At 40.6% G+C, this 21662-nt stretch carries 20 protein-coding genes, 1 tRNA gene, 1 rRNA gene and 1 other RNA gene; 1 reads left to right on the top strand and 22 read right to left on the bottom strand.

All coding sequences use genetic code 11. The features are described 5' to 3' along the window. Positions 1–21: 21 nt before the first annotated feature. From ACWPUA_RS04110 to ACWPUA_RS04075, 8 genes are all read right to left on the bottom strand, one after another. A complete protein-coding gene (locus ACWPUA_RS04110) occupies positions 22–3747 on the bottom strand; it encodes a phosphoribosylformylglycinamidine synthase (RefSeq protein ID WP_454379343.1) in 3726 nt (1241 codons plus the stop codon). A 54-nt stretch (positions 3748–3801) separates the two neighbouring features. Further along, positions 3802–4509, bottom strand: a complete 708-nt coding sequence (purC, locus tag ACWPUA_RS04105) for a phosphoribosylaminoimidazolesuccinocarboxamide synthase (RefSeq protein WP_454379341.1) — start codon at positions 4507–4509, stop codon at positions 3802–3804. Positions 4510–4670: 161 nt separating this feature from the next. Continuing rightward, on the bottom strand, positions 4671–5588 hold the full coding sequence (locus ACWPUA_RS04100; protein WP_454379339.1) for an HlyD family efflux transporter periplasmic adaptor subunit: 918 nt from the start codon (positions 5586–5588) through the stop codon (positions 4671–4673). A gap of 12 nt (positions 5589–5600) precedes the next feature. Next, positions 5601–7754 carry a peptide cleavage/export ABC transporter ComA gene (gene comA, locus ACWPUA_RS04095; protein WP_454379337.1) on the bottom strand — a complete coding sequence of 718 codons (2154 nt, stop codon included), beginning with the start codon at positions 7752–7754 and terminating at the stop codon, positions 5601–5603. A 212-nt stretch (positions 7755–7966) separates the two neighbouring features. Continuing rightward, positions 7967–8203, bottom strand: a complete 237-nt coding sequence (locus ACWPUA_RS04090) for an acyl carrier protein (protein ID WP_036756571.1) — start codon at positions 8201–8203, stop codon at positions 7967–7969. A 10-nt stretch (positions 8204–8213) separates the two neighbouring features. Next, complete coding sequence (gene plsX / locus ACWPUA_RS04085; RefSeq protein WP_454379334.1) at positions 8214–9206, bottom strand: phosphate acyltransferase PlsX; 993 nt, start codon at positions 9204–9206, stop codon at positions 8214–8216. Continuing rightward, entirely contained in the window at positions 9203–9973 is a 771-nt protein-coding gene (gene recO, locus ACWPUA_RS04080) for a DNA repair protein RecO (RefSeq protein ID WP_006150509.1), read from the bottom strand. The genes plsX and recO overlap by 4 nt, the downstream gene beginning before the upstream one ends. Beyond that, entirely contained in the window at positions 9970–11139 is a 1170-nt protein-coding gene (locus ACWPUA_RS04075; protein ID WP_454379332.1) for a pyridoxal phosphate-dependent aminotransferase, read from the bottom strand. Before ACWPUA_RS04075 ends, recO begins: the two co-directional genes overlap by 4 nt. A gap of 154 nt (positions 11140–11293) precedes the next feature. Between ACWPUA_RS04075 and ACWPUA_RS04070 the strand changes: the two genes are divergently transcribed. Further along, positions 11294–12304: a YeiH family protein gene (locus ACWPUA_RS04070; RefSeq protein WP_454379330.1), complete on the top strand. Its 1011-nt coding sequence runs from the start codon at positions 11294–11296 to the stop codon at positions 12302–12304. A gap of 172 nt (positions 12305–12476) precedes the next feature. Here ACWPUA_RS04070 and ACWPUA_RS04065 read toward each other — a convergent pair whose 3' ends face one another. From ACWPUA_RS04065 to rrf, 14 genes are all read right to left on the bottom strand, one after another. Then, entirely contained in the window at positions 12477–12914 is a 438-nt protein-coding gene (locus tag ACWPUA_RS04065; protein WP_454379328.1) for a CoA-binding protein, read from the bottom strand. 117 nt (positions 12915–13031) lie between these two features. Beyond that, the gene (locus tag ACWPUA_RS04060; RefSeq protein WP_006152847.1) at positions 13032–14000 is read right to left on the bottom strand and encodes a ribose-phosphate diphosphokinase; all 969 of its coding nucleotides are present in this window, start codon (positions 13998–14000) and stop codon (positions 13032–13034) included. A 215-nt stretch (positions 14001–14215) separates the two neighbouring features. Further along, positions 14216–14710 carry a beta-class carbonic anhydrase gene (locus tag ACWPUA_RS04055; RefSeq protein WP_004250355.1) on the bottom strand — a complete coding sequence of 165 codons (495 nt, stop codon included), beginning with the start codon at positions 14708–14710 and terminating at the stop codon, positions 14216–14218. Positions 14711–14872: 162 nt separating this feature from the next. Continuing rightward, the gene (locus tag ACWPUA_RS04050; protein ID WP_006155546.1) at positions 14873–15568 is read right to left on the bottom strand and encodes a TIGR00266 family protein; all 696 of its coding nucleotides are present in this window, start codon (positions 15566–15568) and stop codon (positions 14873–14875) included. Between the two features lie 71 nt (positions 15569–15639). Next, positions 15640–17004: a DNA repair protein RadA gene (gene radA, locus ACWPUA_RS04045; protein ID WP_080555149.1), complete on the bottom strand. Its 1365-nt coding sequence runs from the start codon at positions 17002–17004 to the stop codon at positions 15640–15642. Positions 17005–17043: 39 nt separating this feature from the next. Continuing rightward, positions 17044–17535 (bottom strand): hypothetical protein, encoded by a 492-nt coding sequence (locus tag ACWPUA_RS04040; RefSeq protein WP_006153147.1) that lies wholly within the window; start codon positions 17533–17535, stop codon positions 17044–17046. A gap of 15 nt (positions 17536–17550) precedes the next feature. After that, positions 17551–18117 carry a histidine phosphatase family protein gene (locus tag ACWPUA_RS04035; RefSeq protein WP_033686024.1) on the bottom strand — a complete coding sequence of 189 codons (567 nt, stop codon included), beginning with the start codon at positions 18115–18117 and terminating at the stop codon, positions 17551–17553. Continuing rightward, entirely contained in the window at positions 18068–18511 is a 444-nt protein-coding gene (locus ACWPUA_RS04030) for a dUTP diphosphatase (protein ID WP_000701988.1), read from the bottom strand. The genes ACWPUA_RS04035 and ACWPUA_RS04030 overlap by 50 nt, the downstream gene beginning before the upstream one ends. Positions 18512–18564: 53 nt before the next feature. Next, positions 18565–18663, bottom strand: an RNA gene (gene ffs, locus ACWPUA_RS04025) — signal recognition particle sRNA small type. 32 nt (positions 18664–18695) lie between these two features. Then, on the bottom strand, positions 18696–19163 hold the full coding sequence (tadA, locus tag ACWPUA_RS04020; RefSeq protein ID WP_454379323.1) for a tRNA adenosine(34) deaminase TadA: 468 nt from the start codon (positions 19161–19163) through the stop codon (positions 18696–18698). Positions 19164–19362: 199 nt separating this feature from the next. Further along, complete coding sequence (locus ACWPUA_RS04015; RefSeq protein WP_454379321.1) at positions 19363–20649, bottom strand: adenylosuccinate synthase; 1287 nt, start codon at positions 20647–20649, stop codon at positions 19363–19365. 244 nt (positions 20650–20893) lie between these two features. Further along, on the bottom strand, positions 20894–21127 hold the full coding sequence (gene comW / locus ACWPUA_RS04010; RefSeq protein WP_025170381.1) for a sigma(X)-activator ComW: 234 nt from the start codon (positions 21125–21127) through the stop codon (positions 20894–20896). A gap of 199 nt (positions 21128–21326) precedes the next feature. Continuing rightward, positions 21327–21400 (bottom strand) — tRNA-Asn (locus ACWPUA_RS04005). A 5-nt stretch (positions 21401–21405) separates the two neighbouring features. After that, a 5S ribosomal RNA gene (gene rrf / locus ACWPUA_RS04000) occupies positions 21406–21521 on the bottom strand. Positions 21522–21662 lie beyond the last annotated feature (141 nt).

Here is a 21662-nt window from a genome sequence, read left to right as displayed (position 1 = left end):
CTATTAGAAAATCTGCAAAGCCTATTTTCCAGTAAAGTATTTAACCGCTGATGCAAAGAGATATTGGTCTTTATTCCCTGGAATATTTTGGAATAGACCGTCTTCGAAACGTTCTGAGTGACCCATCTTCCCAATGATTTGACCGTTCTTACTTGTGATACCTTCAATAGCATTAACAGATCCGTTAGGATTGTATTTAGAATCCATGCTTGGTTTACCTTCGAAGTCAACATATTGGGTAAAGATTTGACCATTGTCACGAAGCTCTGCAAATTCTTCAGCTGTCACGACAAACTTCCCTTCACCGTGTGATACTGGGATGGCATGGATGTCACCAACTTTCACGCCTGCAAGCCATGGTGAGTTCGTGTTGGCAATCCGTGTTTCAACCATCTTAGCCACGTGTTGGTTGGCATCATTGTAGAAGAGGGTTGGACTCGTGCTGCTCGCATCTTCAAAGTTACCATATGGAAGAAGGCCTGATTTGACGAGGGCCTGGAACCCATTACAGATACCGATGATCAAACCACCACGTTCGATGAAGTGATCAATGGCTGCACGCACTTTTTCGTTAAGCAAGATGTTCACGATAAATTTAGCGGATCCATCTGGTTCATCTGCTGCTGAGAAGCCACCTGCAAAGAAGATAATATTCGCTTTTTCAATGTTGTCAACCATGGTGTCAACAGACTTGACAATAGCTTCTTCATTCAGTGTGACAAATGGTACCAAGTTGACTTTTGCACCTTCTTTTTCAAAGGCCTTAGCGGAGTCATATTCCGAGTTAGTACCTGGGAATACTGGGATGTAAACCACTGGTGCCTCAACTGTTTCTTTAGCTTTGATGACAGCATCTGATGCCACAGCAGGTACTTCTTCCAGCTCAGTTGCTTGTGCAAATTCCGTTGGGTAAACCTCTTCCAATTTACCTTGGAAGGCACTGTCAAGTTCGTGTCCATCAAGCGTTACACCATTGACAGTAAGTGTAAAGTCATCTGCTGTTTGTCCAATCTTGGCAACACCTGCAATTTCTTCAGGCGATGTGAAGATGAATCCACCCAATTGGGCTGTCAAGCTAGTGTCAAGGTCAGCTAATTCGACGTTTGCACCAATATGGTTCCCAAAGGTTGCAAGGGCAAGAGCTTCAAGGACACCACCGTATTTGACAGCGGATGCAGATGTGACTTTGTGAGTTGCTTGGATGGCTTCAAATTGAGCAAAGTTAGACTTGATAAGATCAAAGTCAATTTCTTGTGCCAAAGCTTGACCTGGGATGTAATAGATATTTTCACCAGTAGCTTTAAATTCTGGAGAAAGGACCTTACGGCTATCTGTAGTTGTCACCCCAAAAGCAACCAAGGTTGGTGGTACTGTCAATTCTTCAAAGGTACCAGACATAGAGTCTTTCCCACCGATAGATGGCAAACCAAGTTGAATCTGAGCTTCAATGGATCCAAGAAGAGCTGCTACTGGTTGACCAAAACGCTCTGCTTGTTTATCCATCCGCTCGAAGTATTCTTGATAAGAGAAACGAGCCTTAGACCAGTTTGCACCAGCAGCAACCAAACGAGCGGTTGCTTCGATGACCGCATAGGCAGCACCATGATATGGAGACCATTCTGCTACATAAGGGTTGAATCCTTGCGCCATAACAGAAGCGGTGGTTGTCACGCCATGTTGGACTGGTAATTTCTGTACAGAAGCTTCCGTTGGTGTGATTTGGTAGCGACCACCAAGTGGGTGATTGACTGTTGAACGACCAACTGAGCTATCAAAGATGGTTTGTAACCCTTTTTGACTGGCATGGTTCAAGTCAGCCAAGACCTCAAGAGTATCCGCTTCAAGGGTTTCAGCAGATGTTTGACGTTCTTCTGGAAGCTTGACATCCTTGTCAACCACCTTAGCATCTACAACCACACGTACACCGTTTGTATCAAGGAAACGACGTTCCAAATCAACGATGGTTTCACCATTCCAGTGCATGACTAGATTTGGTTTTTCAGTCACTGTCGCAACAACCACAGCATCAATATTTTCTTTGTTACATGCTGCAACGAAGGCGTCTACATCTTCTGGACGAACCACCACAGCCATCCGTTCTTGAGACTCAGAAATGGCAATTTCTGTACCGTTCAAACCTTGGTATTTCAATGGCACTTTGTCTAGATCAATTTCAAGACCATCTGCCAATTCACCGATAGCCACGCAGACACCACCAGCACCAAAGTCATTTGATTTCTTGATCAAACGGGTCACTTCCCCATTACGGAAAAGACGTTGAATCTTACGTTCTTCGATGGCATTCCCTTTTTGAACTTCAGCACCAGCTGTTTCAACAGATTCAACCGTTTGAACTTTAGAAGAACCTGTCGCACCACCGACACCGTCACGTCCAGTCTTACCACCGAGCAAGATAATCACATCACCAGCTTCAGGTTTTTCACGGACAACATTTTCCTTAGGAGCCGCACCGACAACCGCACCTAGCTCCATACGCTTAGCAACGAAACCTGGGTGGAAGTATTCACGAACATAAGTTGTGGCAAGACCAATTTGGTTACCGTATGAAGAATAACCGTGAGCTGCTGTTTTAGAAATCACTTGTTGTGGCAATTTCCCAGCGCGAGTTTCTGAAATTGGAGCTGTAATATCGCCAGCACCTGAAATACGCATGGCTTGGTAAACGTAGGAACGCCCTGACAATGGGTCACGAATGGCACCACCGATACAAGTAGCCGCTCCACCAAATGGTTCGATTTCCGTTGGGTGGTTGTGAGTTTCGTTCTTAAACATGAGAAGCCATGGCTCTTTCACACCATTGACATCCACTTCAATTTCAACAGAGCAGGCATTGATTTCATCAGATACTTCCATGTCATCCAAACGGCCATTGGCACGCTCATAACGACCAAAAATAGTCGCCATATCCATCAAGGTTTGAGGTTTTTCTGTACGTCCCAACTCATCACGCATGGCAATATACTTGTCATAAGTCGCTTGCAATTGTTTTTCAAATTTAGAAGCTGAGAAGTCGATATTTTTCAACTCAGTCTCGAAAGTTGTGTGACGACAGTGGTCAGACCAGTAAGTATCCAAGACCTTAAGCTCCGTCTCAGTTGGCACACGTCCAATAGACTTGAAGTAATCTTGAATGAAGAGAAGGTCATCCACTTCCATGGCCAATCCTTGCTCTGCCTTATACTGTGCAAAATCTTCTGCCGTATAGCTTTCAAAGAAATCCAAGCTTGGAATGGTCTTGTCAGACTCAGAGAAATCCTGTTTAGCAATGCCAACAGTGATGTCTTTGAAACGAGAATCCACTGGGTTCAAGAGGTAGTTTTTGACCGCTTCCAACTCATTCGCATCAATATCTTTGTTAACCAAGTACAATTGCGCTGTGTTCACCGTTACATCATTTGAACTACCAAGCAAAAGCAAAGCTTCCTGTGAAGATGCCGCACGTTGGTCAAATTGACCAGGCAAACTTTCGATAGCAAAGAAAGCAACCTTCTCAAGATCAGCCTTAACCTCAGCTTCATCCAAAACAGTATCGGTCACTTGCTCAGAAAAAATATGTTTTTCCGCACGCGCAAACAAGTCCTCTGCCAAACCAAAAACATCGTAAACCTGAACGATACGAAGATCATTCAAGGTTTTCAACTGAAGATTATGCTGTAATTCTTTTACTAAAGAGTCAGATTTGACACGAAAATCAGCTTTTTTCTCAACGAAAATACGTTTATCCATTTTATTTCCTTTATTATTTCTACTTAAAAATTGTAGCGACGACCAAGTAAAACTTTACTTCAAGCCCTGCAACTTCTCCAGCACAACCTTATATACATCCGTTAGACTGCCCAAATCTCTACGGAAAACATCCTTATCCATGTGGTGCCCTTCAGCATCCCAAAGGCGACAGTTGTCTGGTGAGAATTCATCTGCCAAGATGATCTTGCCATCCTTATCAAAACCGAATTCCAATTTAAAGTCAATCAAACGAAGACCAATTTGCTCAAACCAATCTTTCAGCAATCCATTGATGCGACGCGTTTCTTCCTTGATATAAGCAATTTGCTCATCATTGGCAATATCCAAGAACTTCACATGCTCATCATTGATGAATGGATCATCCAAATCATCGTTCTTGTAGTAAAATTCAACGATTGGAGTTTCTAAGTCCAAACCTTCTTCAACACCAAAACGTTTTGAGAAAGAACCTGCAGTCACGTTACGAAGAACAACCTCCAAAGGAATGATGGTCACCTTCTTATTGAGTTGTTCTGTGTCAGAAATACGTTCAATAAAGTGTGTCGCCACACCAGCCGCATTCAATTTTTCGAAAATAAGAGACGAAATCTGATTATTCAGCACACCTTTCCCCTCTATGGTCTCTTTGCGAGCTCCATTCAGCATAGTGGCCTGGTCCTTGTAGACCGACTTAATCACATGTTCGTCTTCAGTAGTATAGATATCTTTAGCTTTTCCCGTATAAATAAGTTTACTGGACATTGTATTATTCGCCTTTCGTATTACTTCGCCTCATTCTAACACAAAAACAAGTATAAATCAAATGTTTTACGAACGTAAACGCATTCCCATCTGAGTTTTATAAAAACTGTAAATCGTTTTAGGATTACAGTTTTTAAATATTATTTAAGAAAAGGTGATTATTATTCCCAATTCAAAAAATCATCCAAATAATAGCGTAAATAACTTTTCTTGCCTATGATTATTTGTAAGTGGCCTTCTAAACCATACCTAAGCTTTTCAGCTTGTTCTTGAGTTATTTTTGTTTCCGCTTCTATTTTAAAGAAATTTCCTTGGTCAGTTCTCGTTGCAATTGTATCAATACTAGTGATAGTAGAAACAAGCCTCACTTGACCATTAGCGCCATTAGTCGTGGTAAAGCGTACAGAATCTCCAATCTTGATTCCCACAATATCTTTTGAACTAAGATAGGCCGTCAATTTTGTTTTCCCTTCTCTATCTAATAGTGGATATAATTTAGCCAGTAATGTTCCTTCTGTGACGACTGCAGATTGATTCCTTTCAGGATTGAGATAAAGAACTCCGTCTTCCTGGGCTCTTATTGTTCCTTTTTCAAGTAAGCTAGTTTGATTTTTTTTGCCTATTTCTCTTTCTAAATCATCTTGCTCTACAGTTATCTGCTCTTGTACAGTCGAAGAATTCTGAGAAAAGAGACCTATATTTGGCCGTGTAGTACTGTTCTTAAGGTTACTTGTTTTACTTTGGTGATGTCTAAAACTCTCCAACTGATTAACATCGGCTTCATACTGAATCACATCTCCAACCTCCTGATACTGAATAAGTAAATCTCCTCGTTGCACTTGTTTGTTCTCTTCCAGATAATTAACTACCATCCGCCTATTACTAGTTGACTGGATATTAGCAATGATACGACTAGGTTCAACTGTAGCTTTCGAAGATAAACTAATTTCCTTTTCTGCAAACATTGCAAATCCAAACGTAAACACTACCAGAAGTGACATGGGAAAAATCACTCGACTGGAAAAATTATGATAACGTCGATTATAAAATTCCGCACTTTCTAAAAAATCAAGGTGCATTATTTCTCCTTTCTAACAGTTAACTAAATGAGTATAAAAACTATTTCGAGCAAGCAAGTCAGCATGATTCCCCTCCTCTACAATCTTACCCCTATCCAAAACGATAACCTTCTCCACCCGTTCAGCAATAGTCAAACGGTGAGCGATGAAAATCAAGGTCTTATCTAGATTCATGAGATTGTCTACTATCCGTTTCTCTGTTAAGATATCTAAACTGCTCGTCGCCTCATCCAAAATCAATATAGAGGCATCTGTCAAAAGAGCGCGCGCCAAAGCAATCCTCTGGCGTTGACCACCAGAAATTCCTGTCCCATCAGAAGTCAATTCTGTCTGGTAGTTCAAGGGCATACGCTCAATATCTTCACGAATTTCTGCTAGCTCAACTGCACGTAGTATATCCTCCCGAGTCGTACCCTCCTTGGCTCCAAGGAGAAGATTTTCTAAAATTGTTCCATTAAATACATAAGGTTGCTGAGGTAAATAGTTGATATGTTGGCGCAGAGACTTTTTATCAATCTGATTTAAATTCATATCCCCCAGTCTGATTTCTCCCTGATTTGGGTTGTAAAAATTAACCATCATCTTAGCTAGGGTCGACTTCCCTGATCCTGAAATCCCTACAAGAGCTATTTTAGAGCCCTGTTTGATTGTCAAATTGATATCTGATAAGATATCTTGACCATAATCATACTTGTAGTGAATTCCCTTAAAAGTCATATCTCCTTGAACCATACTCAAATCCTCTACCATTTTCTGTTCTTCGAACTCGGATTTGACCCGATACACCTCGTTGAGACGACTATTCGCAACTTGAGCTGTTTGGAGCTTACTCTGAAGGTTGATAATGTTTTCTAAAGGATTGGTGAAATAATAAAGAAGCGTATTATAGGTAATTAACTGTCCTAAGCTCATTTTCCCATCCATAACAAGATTGGCCCCCATCCATAAAATACAGACATTTAGAAAAAGTTGAGCAAGTTTTTTAAGAGCTTTTTGCTGACTTTCTGCTCTACTATAAGTAAAGGATCTTTTCAGATAGTCCACAAATTCCCTATCAATCTTTTGGTAGCGTGTTTTTTCGCTAACCAGGGATTTAATCGTTTCAATTCCATTAATATCCTCTATAACGGAAGATGATAAGGTTGCATTTGCTTCCATAGTATCCCGGTTCATCTTTTCAAAAGGTTTCATAAAAGCAATAATAATTAGAGCATAAATGGGGAGGCCTAATAAGCTTATGAAAAAGAGATTACTATTTTGCAAAAACAAAATTATAGAAATCATCAACATCATAGATATATCCAAAAAAATTGAAATAGTGGTTGAAGCCAAGGCATCTATGATACTATTAGCATCTGTAAATCGTGACACGATTTCCCCCGTCCGACGAGTCGCAAAAAAGGACACAGGTAGATGAAAAACATGTTTGATATAAGATAAAATAACATCAATCGATAGACGTTGCCCAAGGACAATTAATAGGTAATCTTGAGCAAAAGACAAAATCTGCTGAAGGGCATACACGATAACAAGACATATAGAAATAACACTTAGGGTCGAAGATGTCTGATTTGGTACATAGGTATCAATAATAGATTGTAGATAGTATGAACCAACGATATTAATCAAGGTTACTAGAACTGTCGCTAAAATGATATTGATGATCAAACCTTTCTGATTTATCAAAATAGGCAGAAAAGAAGTCAGACCCTGATTCTTGTCCTTATGTGGCTGATAATTTGGGGAAGGAGCCACAAAAATAGTTGTTCCTGTCCATTCTTCTTCAAATCTTTCACGCGATAGTTTGGTCAGTCTAACCTCTGGATCTGGATCAGCTATATGGATATTCTGCTTATCCTTTCCTGTCACTACGTAATAATGAAATAATTCTTTGTCCTTAAGCACGTGAACCACAAAAGGAAAGATTAAATTTGGAGAATCAAATAAAGTCATGTCTGCTTGAATAGCCTGTGGCTCAAAACCTAATGTTTCCGCAGCCTTCACCAGACCCAAAGCTGTCGTCCCATTTATAGTCGTTTTGGCTAATTCACGAAGACGCGCTAATGAATAATAGCTTCCAAAATAGCCAAACACCATGGCCAACGAAGCCACTCCGCAGTCCTTCTGATCCATCTGTGAGCGGTAGTGTTTTTTCCTAAATTTCATATTCTTATCCTTTTTCTTAACAATCTAATTAAAAGTTCTATAAGATTATTTTAGCCAAACAAAGTAAGAAATAGATAACTCTTTCTAAAAAAACAAAATCTACACCCAAATAGCACTTTTAAAAGTTTAAGCAAACATATGGATTGACAAATCCGTTAAAATAAATATTCCACACAATCAAAAAAGCAACATGATCAGCATGTTGCTTTTTCTTATATTCTATTTTTGATGATTGCTAATACGTCTGCGACACTTTGGAGGTTGTCAATTTCTTCATCACCGATTTCGATTCCAAATTCATCCTCAACGGTTAGGACAAATTCCATCAAATCTACTGAATCAGCATCCAAATCATCCTTTAAGCTCAAGTTTTCGGTTACGACAAAGTCTTCTCCTTGACGCTCTTGAATGATGGTTACGATACGGTCAAAAATTTGTTGTTCTGTCATATTGTTCTCCTTATTCCTCTGAAAATTCACGCGCAGTTTGAGCAACTACATCTGTCTCAAGCATGATACGAATCTGGCGTATTGTGCTATAGACAGCCTTGGCATCACTTGAGCCATGAGTCTTAACTACTGGTGCCTTAACACCAAACAGAACCGCGCCTCCAACATCTGAATAGTTGAGCTGTTTTTTCAAACCTCTGAGGCTATCCTTAAGAAGGAAAGCCCCTAGCTTGGCTCTAAGACCACCACCTACAATAGCATTTTTGAGCAAGCCCATGATACCCATAGCAGTCCCTTCAATAGCTTTGAGCACAGCGTTTCCCGTGAAACCATCTGTTACGACTACATCAGCAACACCATCCATCAAATCACGTGCTTCCACGTTCCCGACGAAATTCAAACTCTCGTCAGCCACTAATAGGTCATAGGCTTCCTTGCGGAGTGGATCTCCCTTGCTGCTCTCTGTCCCGTTATTAAGCAAACCTACACGAGGTTTTTCAATACCACGAACATTTCTAGCATAGAAGGAACCTAGGATAGCGTATTGATGCAGGTGATGGGCGGTATTTTCTGCATTGGCACCAAGGTCAAGCATGTCAAAACCTTTTCCATCAATAGTTGGCAAGGTTGACATCAGTCCAGGTCGATCGATATTTTTGATACGACCAACGATGAAAAATCCCGCTGCCAACAAGGCACCTGTATTTCCTGCAGAAAGAACTGCATCTGCCTCTCCATCTTTGACAGCCTTAGCTGCCAATACCATGCTGGCATTTTTCTTCTTACGGATAGCTTTTGTAGGCTCATCATCAGAATTTATTTTTTCATCTGTATGGATAATGCTGACGCGCTCTGTAGCTGTTAGATATTGCTTGATTTTACTTTCATCTCCATAAAGTTGGACTTCAATATCTGAAAAGTCAGCAAGGGCTTGATTAACTCCCTCTACAATAGCTTGTGGTGCGAAATCGCCACCCATTGCATCAACTGCGATTTTTTTCATTTGTCTTCCTCTTTCAGTAGTTGTCCCCAGTCGGCTAGGGAATCAATAAATTTCTTTGATTTCAGATGAATGCCGACATATTCCTCGTAGATTTGGTCCATAAACTTGCGCAAGTCCTGCTTGATTTCGGCCTTAAGTGAGATAGTCTCCAAGGTCTCAAAATCAATGGCTTGAAATTGATTGAGCAGATAAGGAATATTGGGATTTAAATGACATCGTTTCTCATCTTCATGGTAATGATCGGGACAAAGACAACCCCCGTATTTGAAGGAGAAGTCAAAGGCTTGCCCCACACGATGACAAAAGGTACACTCATTAAAGTTGAGACTGATTCCAAAACGTGTCAATATTTGAATTTCAAAAATATTGGTCAAAACTTGATAATCCAGACCCTCTTCCATCAGCTCTAAAGTCTTTTGCAAAAAAGCAAATAAGGGAGCATCTTCTTGGTTATCCTGCAAACTCGCATCTGCCAAGGCTGCAACGTAAGTCGCATAAGCCATAACAAAGAGGTCACTATTGATTTTCGGAAAAGTCTTCACCTCATGATAATCTTCTATATAACTAAGTCCATCGTCATTAACTTTTAGGAGAAAATGGGCTAAGACTAAAGGTTGAATGACAGGAGCTAGTTTGGATTGGCCGGCGTGTTTGACAAAAAACATGCGCTTCCCTGCCTGTTCTGTAAAGATTTTAACAAGCTTATCATCCTCTCGAAAATTTCGATTGTAAAGTACTAAACCCTGACTCGTAATCGATTGAATCATGCTTCTCTCATGTACTCCTCAAGTCGTTTCATAGCTTCTCTAATGGTTCCTATGCTAGCTGCATAAGATAGGCGAACATAGCCTTCTCCATACTGTCCAAAGGCAGCACCAGGGATAAAAGCAACAGCCTTCTTCTGGGCAAAATCCTTCAGAAAAGCAAAGGAATCTTGATTATAGCCTGCAGGAATCTTAGCAAAGATATAAAAAGCCCCATCTGGTTTGATAATCTCAAAACCAAGGTCAGTCATCTTGTCGATAATGTAGTCCCGACGCTGGATATATTCCTTCTTCATGGGTTCTGCATCGTTCTTACCAGCTGTTAAGGCTTCTACTGCAGCATGTTGCGCCATGGTGTTTGCAGCAGTTACCAAATACTGATGACTCTTGATGAGTTGAGCTGTGAAGTTTGCTGGTGCAAAGATAAAACCTAAACGCCAACCTGTCATGGCATGGGATTTAGAAAGACCGTTAATGATAATTGCCTGATCTCTCAACATAGTTCCCAAAGATACATGATTTTCACCTGTATAGGTCAATTCTGAGTAGACTTCATCACAGACTACGAAAATCTCATACTTACGTAAAACAGCTGCCAAGGCTTCTAATTGCTCGCGACTATAAGTAATTCCTGTAGGGTTGGCTGGATAGTTGAGAATAACTGCCTTGAGCTTGTCCCCCTGCTCCAAAATTGCCTTCTCTAGCATTTCAGGAGTTAAGACAAAACCATTATCAGTCGTATCAATCTCTACAATCTCTGCACCAACTAGATTAACTATTGGCTCATAGCCAGGATAGGCAGGAGCTGGCAAGAGAACCTTGTCTCCTTCCTCCAAAATAGCTGTCAGAGTAGCTGATAGAGCCTCTGTCGCACCAATTGTGACCAAGATTTCATTCTCTGGATTGTAGTCTAGCTGATATTTCTCTTTTACAAAATCACTCGCCGCCTGACGCAATGTCAACAAACCACTCATCCCTGTATAGTAGGATTGGTCTTGATCAATGGCTCGCTTTGCAGCTTCCTTGACATGATCTGGCGTTGTAAAATCTGGTTCTCCCAAGGTCAATCGCAGGACACCAGGAATCTCTGAAATAGCCTGGTCAAATTGACGAATCAAGGAAACTTGTATCTTATCTAATTGTTTATTAAAGCGTTTGGTTAAGTCCATATATATCCTCCTTGGTCAAAGAACATATATCTATTATACTACAAAAGCTCTCTGACCGCAAAATTCCATTTATTTACAACCTTATTCCTACTTTCTATTTTACTTTTCTGACAGACAAGATTATAATAAGAAGTGCTTATTTTCGGAGGTTTTTATGTCATTTCTATCAAAAAATTGGGCAGGACTGTTAGCCTGTCTGATCATCTCAATCATCTCTTGGGTTTTAGGAGGCTTTCTGCCTGTTGTGGGAGCACCTGTTTTCGCCATTTTTATCGGAATGATTCTCCATCCTTTTATCACTTCCTATACACAACTGGAAGCCGGCTTGACTTATAGCTCCAAAAAACTGCTTCAATATGCTGTTATCTTGCTGGGGTTTGGACTCAATATCTCACAAGTTTTCGCAGTTGGAAAATCTTCCCTCCCTGTTATCCTTTCGACCATTTCTATCGCCTTGATTGTTGCCTATCTCTTCCAGCGCTTTTTTGACCTAGATACAAAGCTAGCTACCTTGATTGGAGTTGGATCTTCTATCTGTGGCGGTTCTGCCATTGCAGCGACTGCTCCTGTTATTCACGCCAAGGAAAAAGAAGTGGCCCAAGCCATTTCTGTTATCTTTTTCTTCAATGTCTTGGCAGCTCTTATCTTTCCGACTCTAGGTTCTTGGCTCCATCTTTCCAACGAAGGTTTTGCTCTCTTTGCGGGTACTGCGGTCAACGATACGTCCTCTGTGACAGCTACTGCTAGTGCCTGGGATAGTCTATACAATACAAACACTCTTGAGTCTGCCACTATTGTCAAACTGACACGCACCCTGGCTATTATCCCTATTACTCTCTTCCTCTCCTATTGGCAAAGCCGTCAACAAGGCAACAACCAAGGAGTGAAGCTTAAAAAAATCTTCCCCGTTTTCATCCTTTACTTTATCCTAGCTTCTCTGCTAACTACTCTTCTCACATCTTTCGGTGTCAGCAATAGCTTCTTTTCACCTCTCAAACAACTCTCCAAATTCCTCATCATCATGGCTATGAGTGCTATTGGTCTCAAAACCAACCTCATTGCTATGATCAAATCCAGTGGAAAATCCATTCTTCTTGGAGCCCTTTGCTGGATTGCTATCATCCTGACTAGTCTTGGCATGCAAACACTCATCGGTATTTTCTAATACTCTTCGAAAATCTCTTCAAACCACGTCAACGTCGTCTTGCCGTAGGTATGGTTACTGACTTCGTCAGTTCTATCTGCAACCTCAAAACAGTGTTTTGAGCAACCTGCGGCTAGTTTGCTCTCTGATTTTCATTGAGTATAACACAAAAGGTAGCCCGCAAGCTACCTTTTTATTGTTCAAGAATTAAGCGTGTATGTTCTCTCTTAATACAACGGTTCATCACGATGTCATCGCATCCCCCAGCACGCAAGATTTCTTCTGCTCCCAAACTTTCAAGTCCTAGTTGTGCCCAGAAAATCTTGGCATCCGCCTTGAGAAAGTCTCGTGCTACATCAGGTAAAAATTCACTGCGACGATAGACATTAACGATATCTACAGGGAAAGGAATTTCAGCTAGACTAGCATAAGCCTTTTCTCCCAAAATCTCGCCACCTGCAGCTTTAGGGTTAACTGGAATGATTTTATAGCCACGAGCCTGCATTTCTTTAGTCACTCGATTGCTAGTTGTTTCCTCACGATCGGATAAGCCTACTACAGCTAGAGTTTTACTGGTTGCTAGATACTGACGGACCACACCATCACTTGGATTGATAAATTCTTGAGTCATAGAAACCCTCCTTTTCATCAGTATAGCACATTTTGAAAAGGCTTGCAGTTGTTGGCTACAAAAAATTTCCTAGCAAGAGAAAAGTCTGCTAGGAAATTCGTTTATTCAAGTGAAAGTTTAGATTTTTTTCTCGATACTAAATAATGGAGAAAGAGGACGTTTTTCATGGATACGTACAATAGCATCGCCTAAAAGATGGGCAATAGAGATTTGTTCAATCTTATCAATCAAACGTTCTTCTGGAAGATAGATAGTGTCCAAAACAACCAATTTTTTAATAGCTGATTTTTGGATGTTCTCCATAGCTGGACCAGAAAGAACTGGGTGCGTACAACTTGCGTAAACTTCAACAGCTCCTGCTTCTGCTAGAGCATCAGCCGCATGACAAATAGTTCCAGCTGTATCAATCATATCATCAATCAAGATACAAGTCTTACCTTCTACCTTACCAATGATATTCATAACTTCACTAGTATTCATCTTGTCTACACTACGACGCTTGTCGATAATGGCAATTGGAGTTTTCAAAAATTCTGCTAATTTACGAGCACGAGTCACCCCACCGTGGTCCGGGCTGACAACGACAAAGTCGGAACCAACCATGCCACGACGCTCAAAGTAATCCGCAATCAATGGAGCACCCATCAAGTGATCCACCGGAATATCAAAGAACCCTTGAATCTGTGCAGCGTGCAAATCAATCGTCAACAAACGATCAACTCCAGCTACTTCAAGCATATTTGCAACGAGTTTTGAAGTGATTGGCTCACGCGCTCTAGCTTTTCTATCCTGACGTGCATAACCATAATAAGGCATAACAACGTTGACAGATTCTGCACTGGCACGCTTCAAAGCGTCTACCATGATCAAAATCTCAAGTAGATTATCATTTACTGGTGAGCTAGTTGATTGTAGAATAAAGACGTGTTTTCCACGGATAGATTCTTCGATATTAACTTGAATTTCTCCGTCTGAAAATTGACGAACAGTCGATTTTCCCAACTCTATCCCAATCTCTTGCGCCACACGCTCTGCCAATTCTCTATTTGAAGAAAGGGCAAACAGCTTTAAATCAGAAAAAGACATGTTTTCCTCCGGTATTTATGTATCACTTGTGTTTTTCACAACATTTTTCCATCTACCATTGTAGCGCTTTTTTCTCGATTTTTCAATAAAAAATAAGACAAGAGTAGACTTTTATACTCTTATCTTATACTATCTTATATTAGTGATATCAAAGGTAAAACTTGTCAACCTTCTCATCCTACTTCATGCTACTCCAGAAGCTTTTAATTAGAAAGTTAGTATATCTCCCTCATACTACCTGTATCCACATCGTAAACAGCTCCTGAAATAATAACATCATCTGGAATTAAGGGGCATTCTCGCAGCAATTTCATATCCTCTCGAACACTCTCATCGATGTCTTGAAACGGTAAAAAGTCCTGTCCAGATACATCAACTCCCAATTCACATTTTAGGTGCTCTTGAAAATCCTCGTTATTGAAGGTTTGAGCCCCGCAGTCTGTATGATGAAGAACCACAATTTCTCTTGTCCCCATTTGTTGTTGGGAAATTACAAGTGAACGAATCATATCCTCAGTCACTCGACCACCCGCATTCCGTAAAATATGGGCATCTCCCAGAGCTAACCCCAGAGCTGGCGCAACGTGTAGACGCGAATCCATACAAGTTACGATTGCAACCTTGGTCTTGGGTTTAATGGATAAATGCAAATCTCCATGTAGTTCTACATAAGCTTGATTGGCTTTTAAAAAATTTTCAAAATAGGACATGACAACTCACTTTCTAGTCTGCCAGATAATTTGAACACCAAATTATTTATCTCCTATCTTACCATCTTTTCTTTGTCTTGTCAGCTGTCAACTTTCATATAAAAAAACTGGGACAGAGACATCCAGCAACTAGCTTGGGTTTCTGTCCTAGTTTTTTTAATATTATGAGCCTTTTTGGATATACTTGTTAAGAGAGCCTGCAAAGCTCTGAAGATTGAGACTCTGTACATAGACCTCGCCGGTACCTCGGAAGGTATTCACCACTCCTTCGCCTGTACCGATAGACTGCCAGAAGCCATTTTCTAAGTGGATATCATAGTCCAGAGATTGACTCCAAGCCACCACATGGGCATTGTCAATCGTTATTTCTTGGTTTTGTAGCTCAATTTTCTTAATAGATCCAAAAGCATTGGCCAAAAGAGTTCCCTGACCTTGGGTTGTCATCACAAAGAGACCGCCTTGCCCTCCGAACAGAGCTTTCCCAATAGACTGGCGCTCCATTGTATAGAAAGCTGTACCATCAAGAGCTAAAAAGGCCCCATCATTCAATCGGTACTGGTTTTCGCCTAGCTCAAGAGCAATCACTTGACCAGGAGTATCTGGTGCTAAAGCAAGGTTGCCGTTGTCAGACTCTGCAACAGCTTGAGTGATAAATGTGCTTTCACCAGAAACCATTGAACGCCCTACAGCTTTGACAAAACGTCCCAAACCAGAACCGCTTGCATTGAGCTGGGTATTGAGACTTACATTAGGTGTATGGTAGACCATGCTACCGCGCTGAATAAAGACCGTTTCTCCCTGATTGAGCGACAACTCTACCAAAGGAAACTGCATGTGACTATCCATAGAAAATTTCATCAGAAATTCCTCCTTACTTTTAATAAATGTTTGCAATAAAATAATTAGTAATCTAAACCTGAGTAAAACGATTAGGAGAATACTTTTTTCAAGACTTCCTGAATAGTCGTCACCCCAATCACCTGAATTTCCTTAGGTGGCTTTATACCTGTTAGGGAGTTTTTTGGTACATAGATTTTTGTAAATCCAAGCTTAGCAGCTTCATTGATCCGTTGTTCGATACGATTTACGCGCCGAATCTCTCCCGTCAAGCCCAACTCTCCTACAAAACATTCCTGGGGATTGGTTGGCTTGTCCTTATAGCTAGAAGCAATAGCAACTGCAACAGCCAGGTCAATAGCAGGCTCATCTAATTTGACACCCCCAGCTGATTTGAGATAGGCATCCTGATTTTGAAGCAAGAGACCAGCCCGTTTTTCCAAGACAGCCATAATTAAGCTAGCACGATTGAAATCAAGCCCTGTCGTCGTACGCTTAGCATTTCCAAACATGGTCGGCGTCACCAAGGCCTGCACTTCCGCAAGAATTGGACGTGTTCCTTCCATTGTCACAACGATGGACGAACCAGTCGCTCCATCCAAGCGTTCTTCCAGAAACACTTCACTAGGATTCAGGACTTCAACCAAACCACCTGATTGCATCTCAAAGATTCCAATCTCGTTGGTCGATCCAAAACGATTTTTGACTGCTCTCAAGATACGGAAGGTATGGTGGCGTTCCCCTTCAAAGTAAAGCACCGTATCCACCATATGTTCCAACATTCGAGGTCCCGCCAAGGTTCCTTCCTTGGTCACATGGCCGACGATAAAGATGGCGATGTTATTGGTCTTGGCCAGCTGCATGAGTTCAGCTGTCACCTCGCGTACTTGAGAAACCGATCCTTGCACTCCAGAAATCTCAGGAGACATAATGGTCTGTATAGAGTCGATGATGAGAAAATCAGGCTGGATTCTCTCTACCTCAGCTCTCACGCTCTGCATATTGGTCTCAGCATAGAGATAAAACTCGCTATCAATATCCCCCAAGCGCTCTGCACGGAGTTTAATCTGCTGTGCAGACTCCTCACCACTGACATAGAGGACTGTTCCTACTTGAGACAGCTGGGTTGATACTTGTAAGAGAAGGGTTGATTTCCCAATCCCTGGATCCCCACCGATAAGGACAAGACTTCCTGGTACCACTCCGCCTCCAAGCACACGATTGAACTCCTCCATCTCTGTCTTGGTTCGATTGACATTAATAGATGTTACTTCAGCCAGTTTCATGGGCTTAGTTTTCTCACCCGTCAAGGACACACGCGCATTCTTAACCTCTGCAACCTCAACCTCCTCAACAAAAGAAGACCAAGCTCCACAGTTTGGACAGCGTCCTAAATACTTTGGTGAATTATATTCACAATTTTGACACACAAATGTCGCTTTTTTCTTAGCTATAATTCTAATCCTCTCATTATAAAATCTCTTATTCTTTTCACGTCAGCAACTATCTTGTTTCAGAACAGTAAGGCCACCATCATCCGCATGGACATAATACCGACCATCAGGACTGAATCCAAAAATATAGGGTAAATAACCTTTATAAATTTGACTTTTAGCTTCCTCATCTTTCCCCCAATAAATAGTTAAAATGGGATACTCTTCAGATTGGTCTTTATCCATTGTCACTCTGATGTCTTTGCCATTATCCAGAGGGAGATTTCCACCGTATTGACCAGAGATAGGGATAGGTGAATCATATCCCTCACACATGGCTACTAACTCTACCTCATCGTAATCCCCGTCTATCGGAGTTACTTGCCCATTTTCACTGTCAATGATTGACATGTAGTCTGAAGAAATGCAAAGAATTTTATGATAGGCATCAGGGAGAAATGCTAGGTAAAGAAATCCTCCAATACTGATCTCATAAATCTTCTTATACCCTAGACAATTCTCGGCAGTAAAAGCTTGAAAATCCTTATAGCTCATTCATTGTGCTTCTTTCTATATCTCTATCTCACATTCAATCACTTGGCAAAAATCAATCTTCTCGTCTGGTACAAATTGGCGCATGAGCATTCGATGAGTGACAACAACGACTGTCTGATAGTCTCGATACTTGCGCATAGATTTTAGAAACCGAGATCTCATTTCCTCAGCTGTCTCATATTGAAAGGGACTATTAGGAGGTAAGGATCCATTATTTTCTAGAAACAGAGTGCGAGCTTTTTCAAAATTCTCTACGCCACTTTCATAGACTTGCCATTCATGCAATAATGGCTCCACTCTCAAAGGAAGTCCAGTAGCACAAGCCACATAGCTAGCAGTTTCTAAAGCTCTTGTGACTGCAGAAGAAACTAGTAGATCAGCTGAGTGTAGCAAAGAATTTTTGCTCAGTTCCTGAGCTTGCTGCCATCCCTTCTCAGATAAGGGCGCCAAATCCATCCCGAATCCAGTATAGGAACGCTCCTCTAACACACGATAATCTGGCTCTCCATGACGTACAAAGATAATCTTCATCTTAGTGCCCAGTTGATCCAAACCCACCAGTACGAACTCCGTCTGCCTCATCTCCATCTGCGATTAAAAATGGTGCAAAGACAGCCTGAACCACACGTTCCCCAACTTCAAGAACAACCTCTTGGTCTGTAATATTCTTCATCTGTGCAAAGATATGTCCCTCATTACCTGGATTGCCATAATAGTCTCCGTCAATGACACCCACAGAGTTAATCAAGACCAAACCTTTTTTACGAGGATTTGATGAACGGTCATAAAGATAGAGCACTTCAGTCGGCTGCATATAAGCCTTAACACCCGTTGGGACGAGAACAATCTCTCCTGGAGCGATAACCGTACGCACCGCAACCTTTAAGTCGTAGCCAGCTGCATGCGCTGTCTCACGTTTAGGCAACAGATTTTCATCTGTAAAACTAGAAACTAATTCAAAACCACGAATTTTCATATTATTCCTCTTTTTAATCTTTTATTCTAGGCTATTTTATCTTATTTATTCGAAAAAAGCACGAAAAAAGAGCACACAATTCACACTCGCTTAGGGCTGCTGGATTCCTCCCCTGACCCGCTTCACGCAGAACTGTTGCTCCACTAGTTATTATACCACATTCCCCTTTATTTTTAAAGAGAAATTATTTTTTACGTCGATTTCGGAAAAAGTCTTGCATAATCTCTGCGCACTCATTCTCTAAAACACCTGTTTCAACGTCCACACGGTGATTGAGCCTCTCATCTGTTAAAATATCGTACAAGCTCCCAGCAGCGCCAAATTTCTGGTTTTTAGCCCCGTAGACTACGTTTGGAATCCGTGCGAGACCAATTGCCCCACTACACATAACACAAGGCTCAATGGTCACAAAAAGCGTGCAATCGAGCAAACGCCAACTCTCTTCGCTCAAATTAGCATTCTCTATGGCCATAATTTCCGCATGCATGACTGCCCGTTGCAACTCCTCTCGCGCATTGTGTCCTCTCCCAATGACTTTTCCGTCCTTGACAATTACACAACCAATCGGGATTTCATCATGCTCTAAAGCAATCTCTGCCTCTTTTAAGGCCTCTCTCATAAAAGCTTCTTTTTCTTCAAGCGTGTAACTCATCTCTTCTCTCTTCCTAGCTATCAATTCTATCATTATACCATGTTTCTCAACACAAAAAAAGCCACCGAATGCGGTGACTTTATAGGGAGATTATTATGAAAAAGAAAAGTTTAGGAAATTTGTTACAACAAGTTAGGAGGTCTTCTTGTAACTGTCTATAGTATATCCGACCTGTCTTAAACAAATCTTAAAAAATCTCCTATGACCAAATACTTTCTAAAATATTTGTCTGTTCACGACCAGGACCTACTGAGAATGTTGAAATACGAACACCCACCAATTCGCTAACACGGCGAACATAGTTGCGTGCATTTTCAGGAAGGTCTTCCAAATTACGTACTCCAGTGATATCTTCAGACCAACCAGGCAATTCTTCGTAGATTGGTTTACAACGTTTCAATTGTTCGAGACTAGCTGGGTAGTAATCAATACGTTGACCATCAAGATCATAAGCCACACAGATTTTTACTGTATCCAAGCCACTCAAAACATCAATAGAGTTCAAAGAGAGATTTGTGATACCAGAAACACGACGGCTATGACGCATAACAACTGAGTCGAACCAACCCACACGACGAGGACGCCCAGTAGTTGTCCCATACTCATGCCCCACTTCACGAATACGATCACCAACTTCATCAAATAGCTCAGTTGGGAAAGGACCATCACCAACGCGACTTGTATAAGCCTTACATACACCGACAACTTTGTCAATCTTGCTTGGACCTACTCCAGAACCAATTGTCACACCACCAGCCACTGGGTTTGATGAAGTAACAAATGGATAAGTACCTTGGTCAATATCCAACATAACACCTTGTGCCCCCTCAAAGAGAACCCGTTTACCATTATCAAGCGCGTCGTTCAAGATGACAGAAGTATCAGTCACATATTGCTTGATTTGTTGGCCATACTCATAGTATTCTTCAAAAATATCATCAATTGAAATAGGTTCACTATCATACAATTTTACAAATTGACGATTTTTCTCAGCAAGATTACGTTCTAAACGTTCACGGAAGATTTCTTTATCCAAAAGATCCGCAATACGAATTCCAACACGAGCTGCCTTGTCCATATAGGCTGGACCAATTCCTTTAATTGTCGTCCCAATCTTGTTATCACCCTTAGCTTCTTCTTGAAGACGGTCTAACTCAATGTGATAAGGCAAAATAACATGCGCACGATCAGAAATTCTAAGATTATCTGTTGTAACACCTTCTTCATGCAAATAAGACAATTCTTTTACAAGAGATTTAGGGTTGACAACCATCCCATTACCAATTACAGAGATTTTTTCTGGGAAGAAAATACCTGAAGGAATCAAGTGCAATTTAAATTTCTTTCCATCAATAACAATTGTGTGACCTGCATTATCTCCGCCTTGGTAACGAGCAATCACTTCCGCATTAGCTGAAAGGAAATCTGTAATTTTCCCTTTACCTTCATCACCCCATTGGGTACCTACAACAACAACTGAAGTCATAATAAAATTTCGTCTGAGCCAAAAGGCTCGTCCTTTCTCATATACATGGTGGGACTCTCACCCACAATAATATCTTACAATTTATTATAAGAAAAAAAGCCTATTTTATCAAGAATTAACACTAGAAAAGATTAGGGAATTCTTTTACTTTTGATTTAAAAAAATACAAAAAATTAGCATAATCTAAATAATTCTTTATAAATTACTTAATATTGTTCGTAATAAATGAAAATAACTGTATCTACTAACAATAATTAAATGTTTGTCCAAGTAAATGATTAAGATAGATACGATAAGCAGCCCTAAAATGATAGAGAAGAAAATCCTTCTCATTCTTAATCTTAAAACGAATTAAATAATAAAGTAAAAATTTAAGATGAAGTAATTCCCATTCATCAGTACTTTGAAATAAAATTGAATATTCATTTTCGATTTGCTTTAGAAAAACCAAAGATCGATCATAATATTTTTGAAGCATATAAAAAACCTTTCTTATTGATAAAACAAGTTTATCAGAAAGGCTAAATAAATAGATAAGTATTTCTATAAAGTAAAAATTTTAAGCTGAACAAACTTAAAACAAAGAAAAGAAGTAAAAATAGATGGAAAAAAGCTCTGAAAAATCCAGAAAAATAAACCCAAGAAAACAAAAAAACGTTCCTTAGAACGTTTAACTACTCCGCCAGTAGGACTCGAACCTACGACATCATGATTAACAGTCATGCGCTACTACCAACTGAGCTATGGCGGATAAAAGCTAAGCGACTTCCATATCTCACAGGGGGCAACCCCCAACTACTTCCGGCGTTCTAGGGCTTAACTTCTGTGTTCGGCATGGGTACAGGTGTATCTCCTAGGCTATCGTCACTTAACTCTGAGTAATACCTACTCAAAATTGAATATCTATCAAATATCAAGAAAACCTTAAGCTTTCGTATTCTCAGTTACTTTGGATAAGTCCTCGAGCTATTAGTATTAGTCCGCTACATGTGTCGCCACACTTCCACTTCTAA

This window comes from Streptococcus sp. Marseille-Q6504 (genome assembly GCF_965111625.1).
Note: the sequence above shows the minus strand (reverse complement) of the source record. Positions and strands in the feature narration are given on the sequence as shown.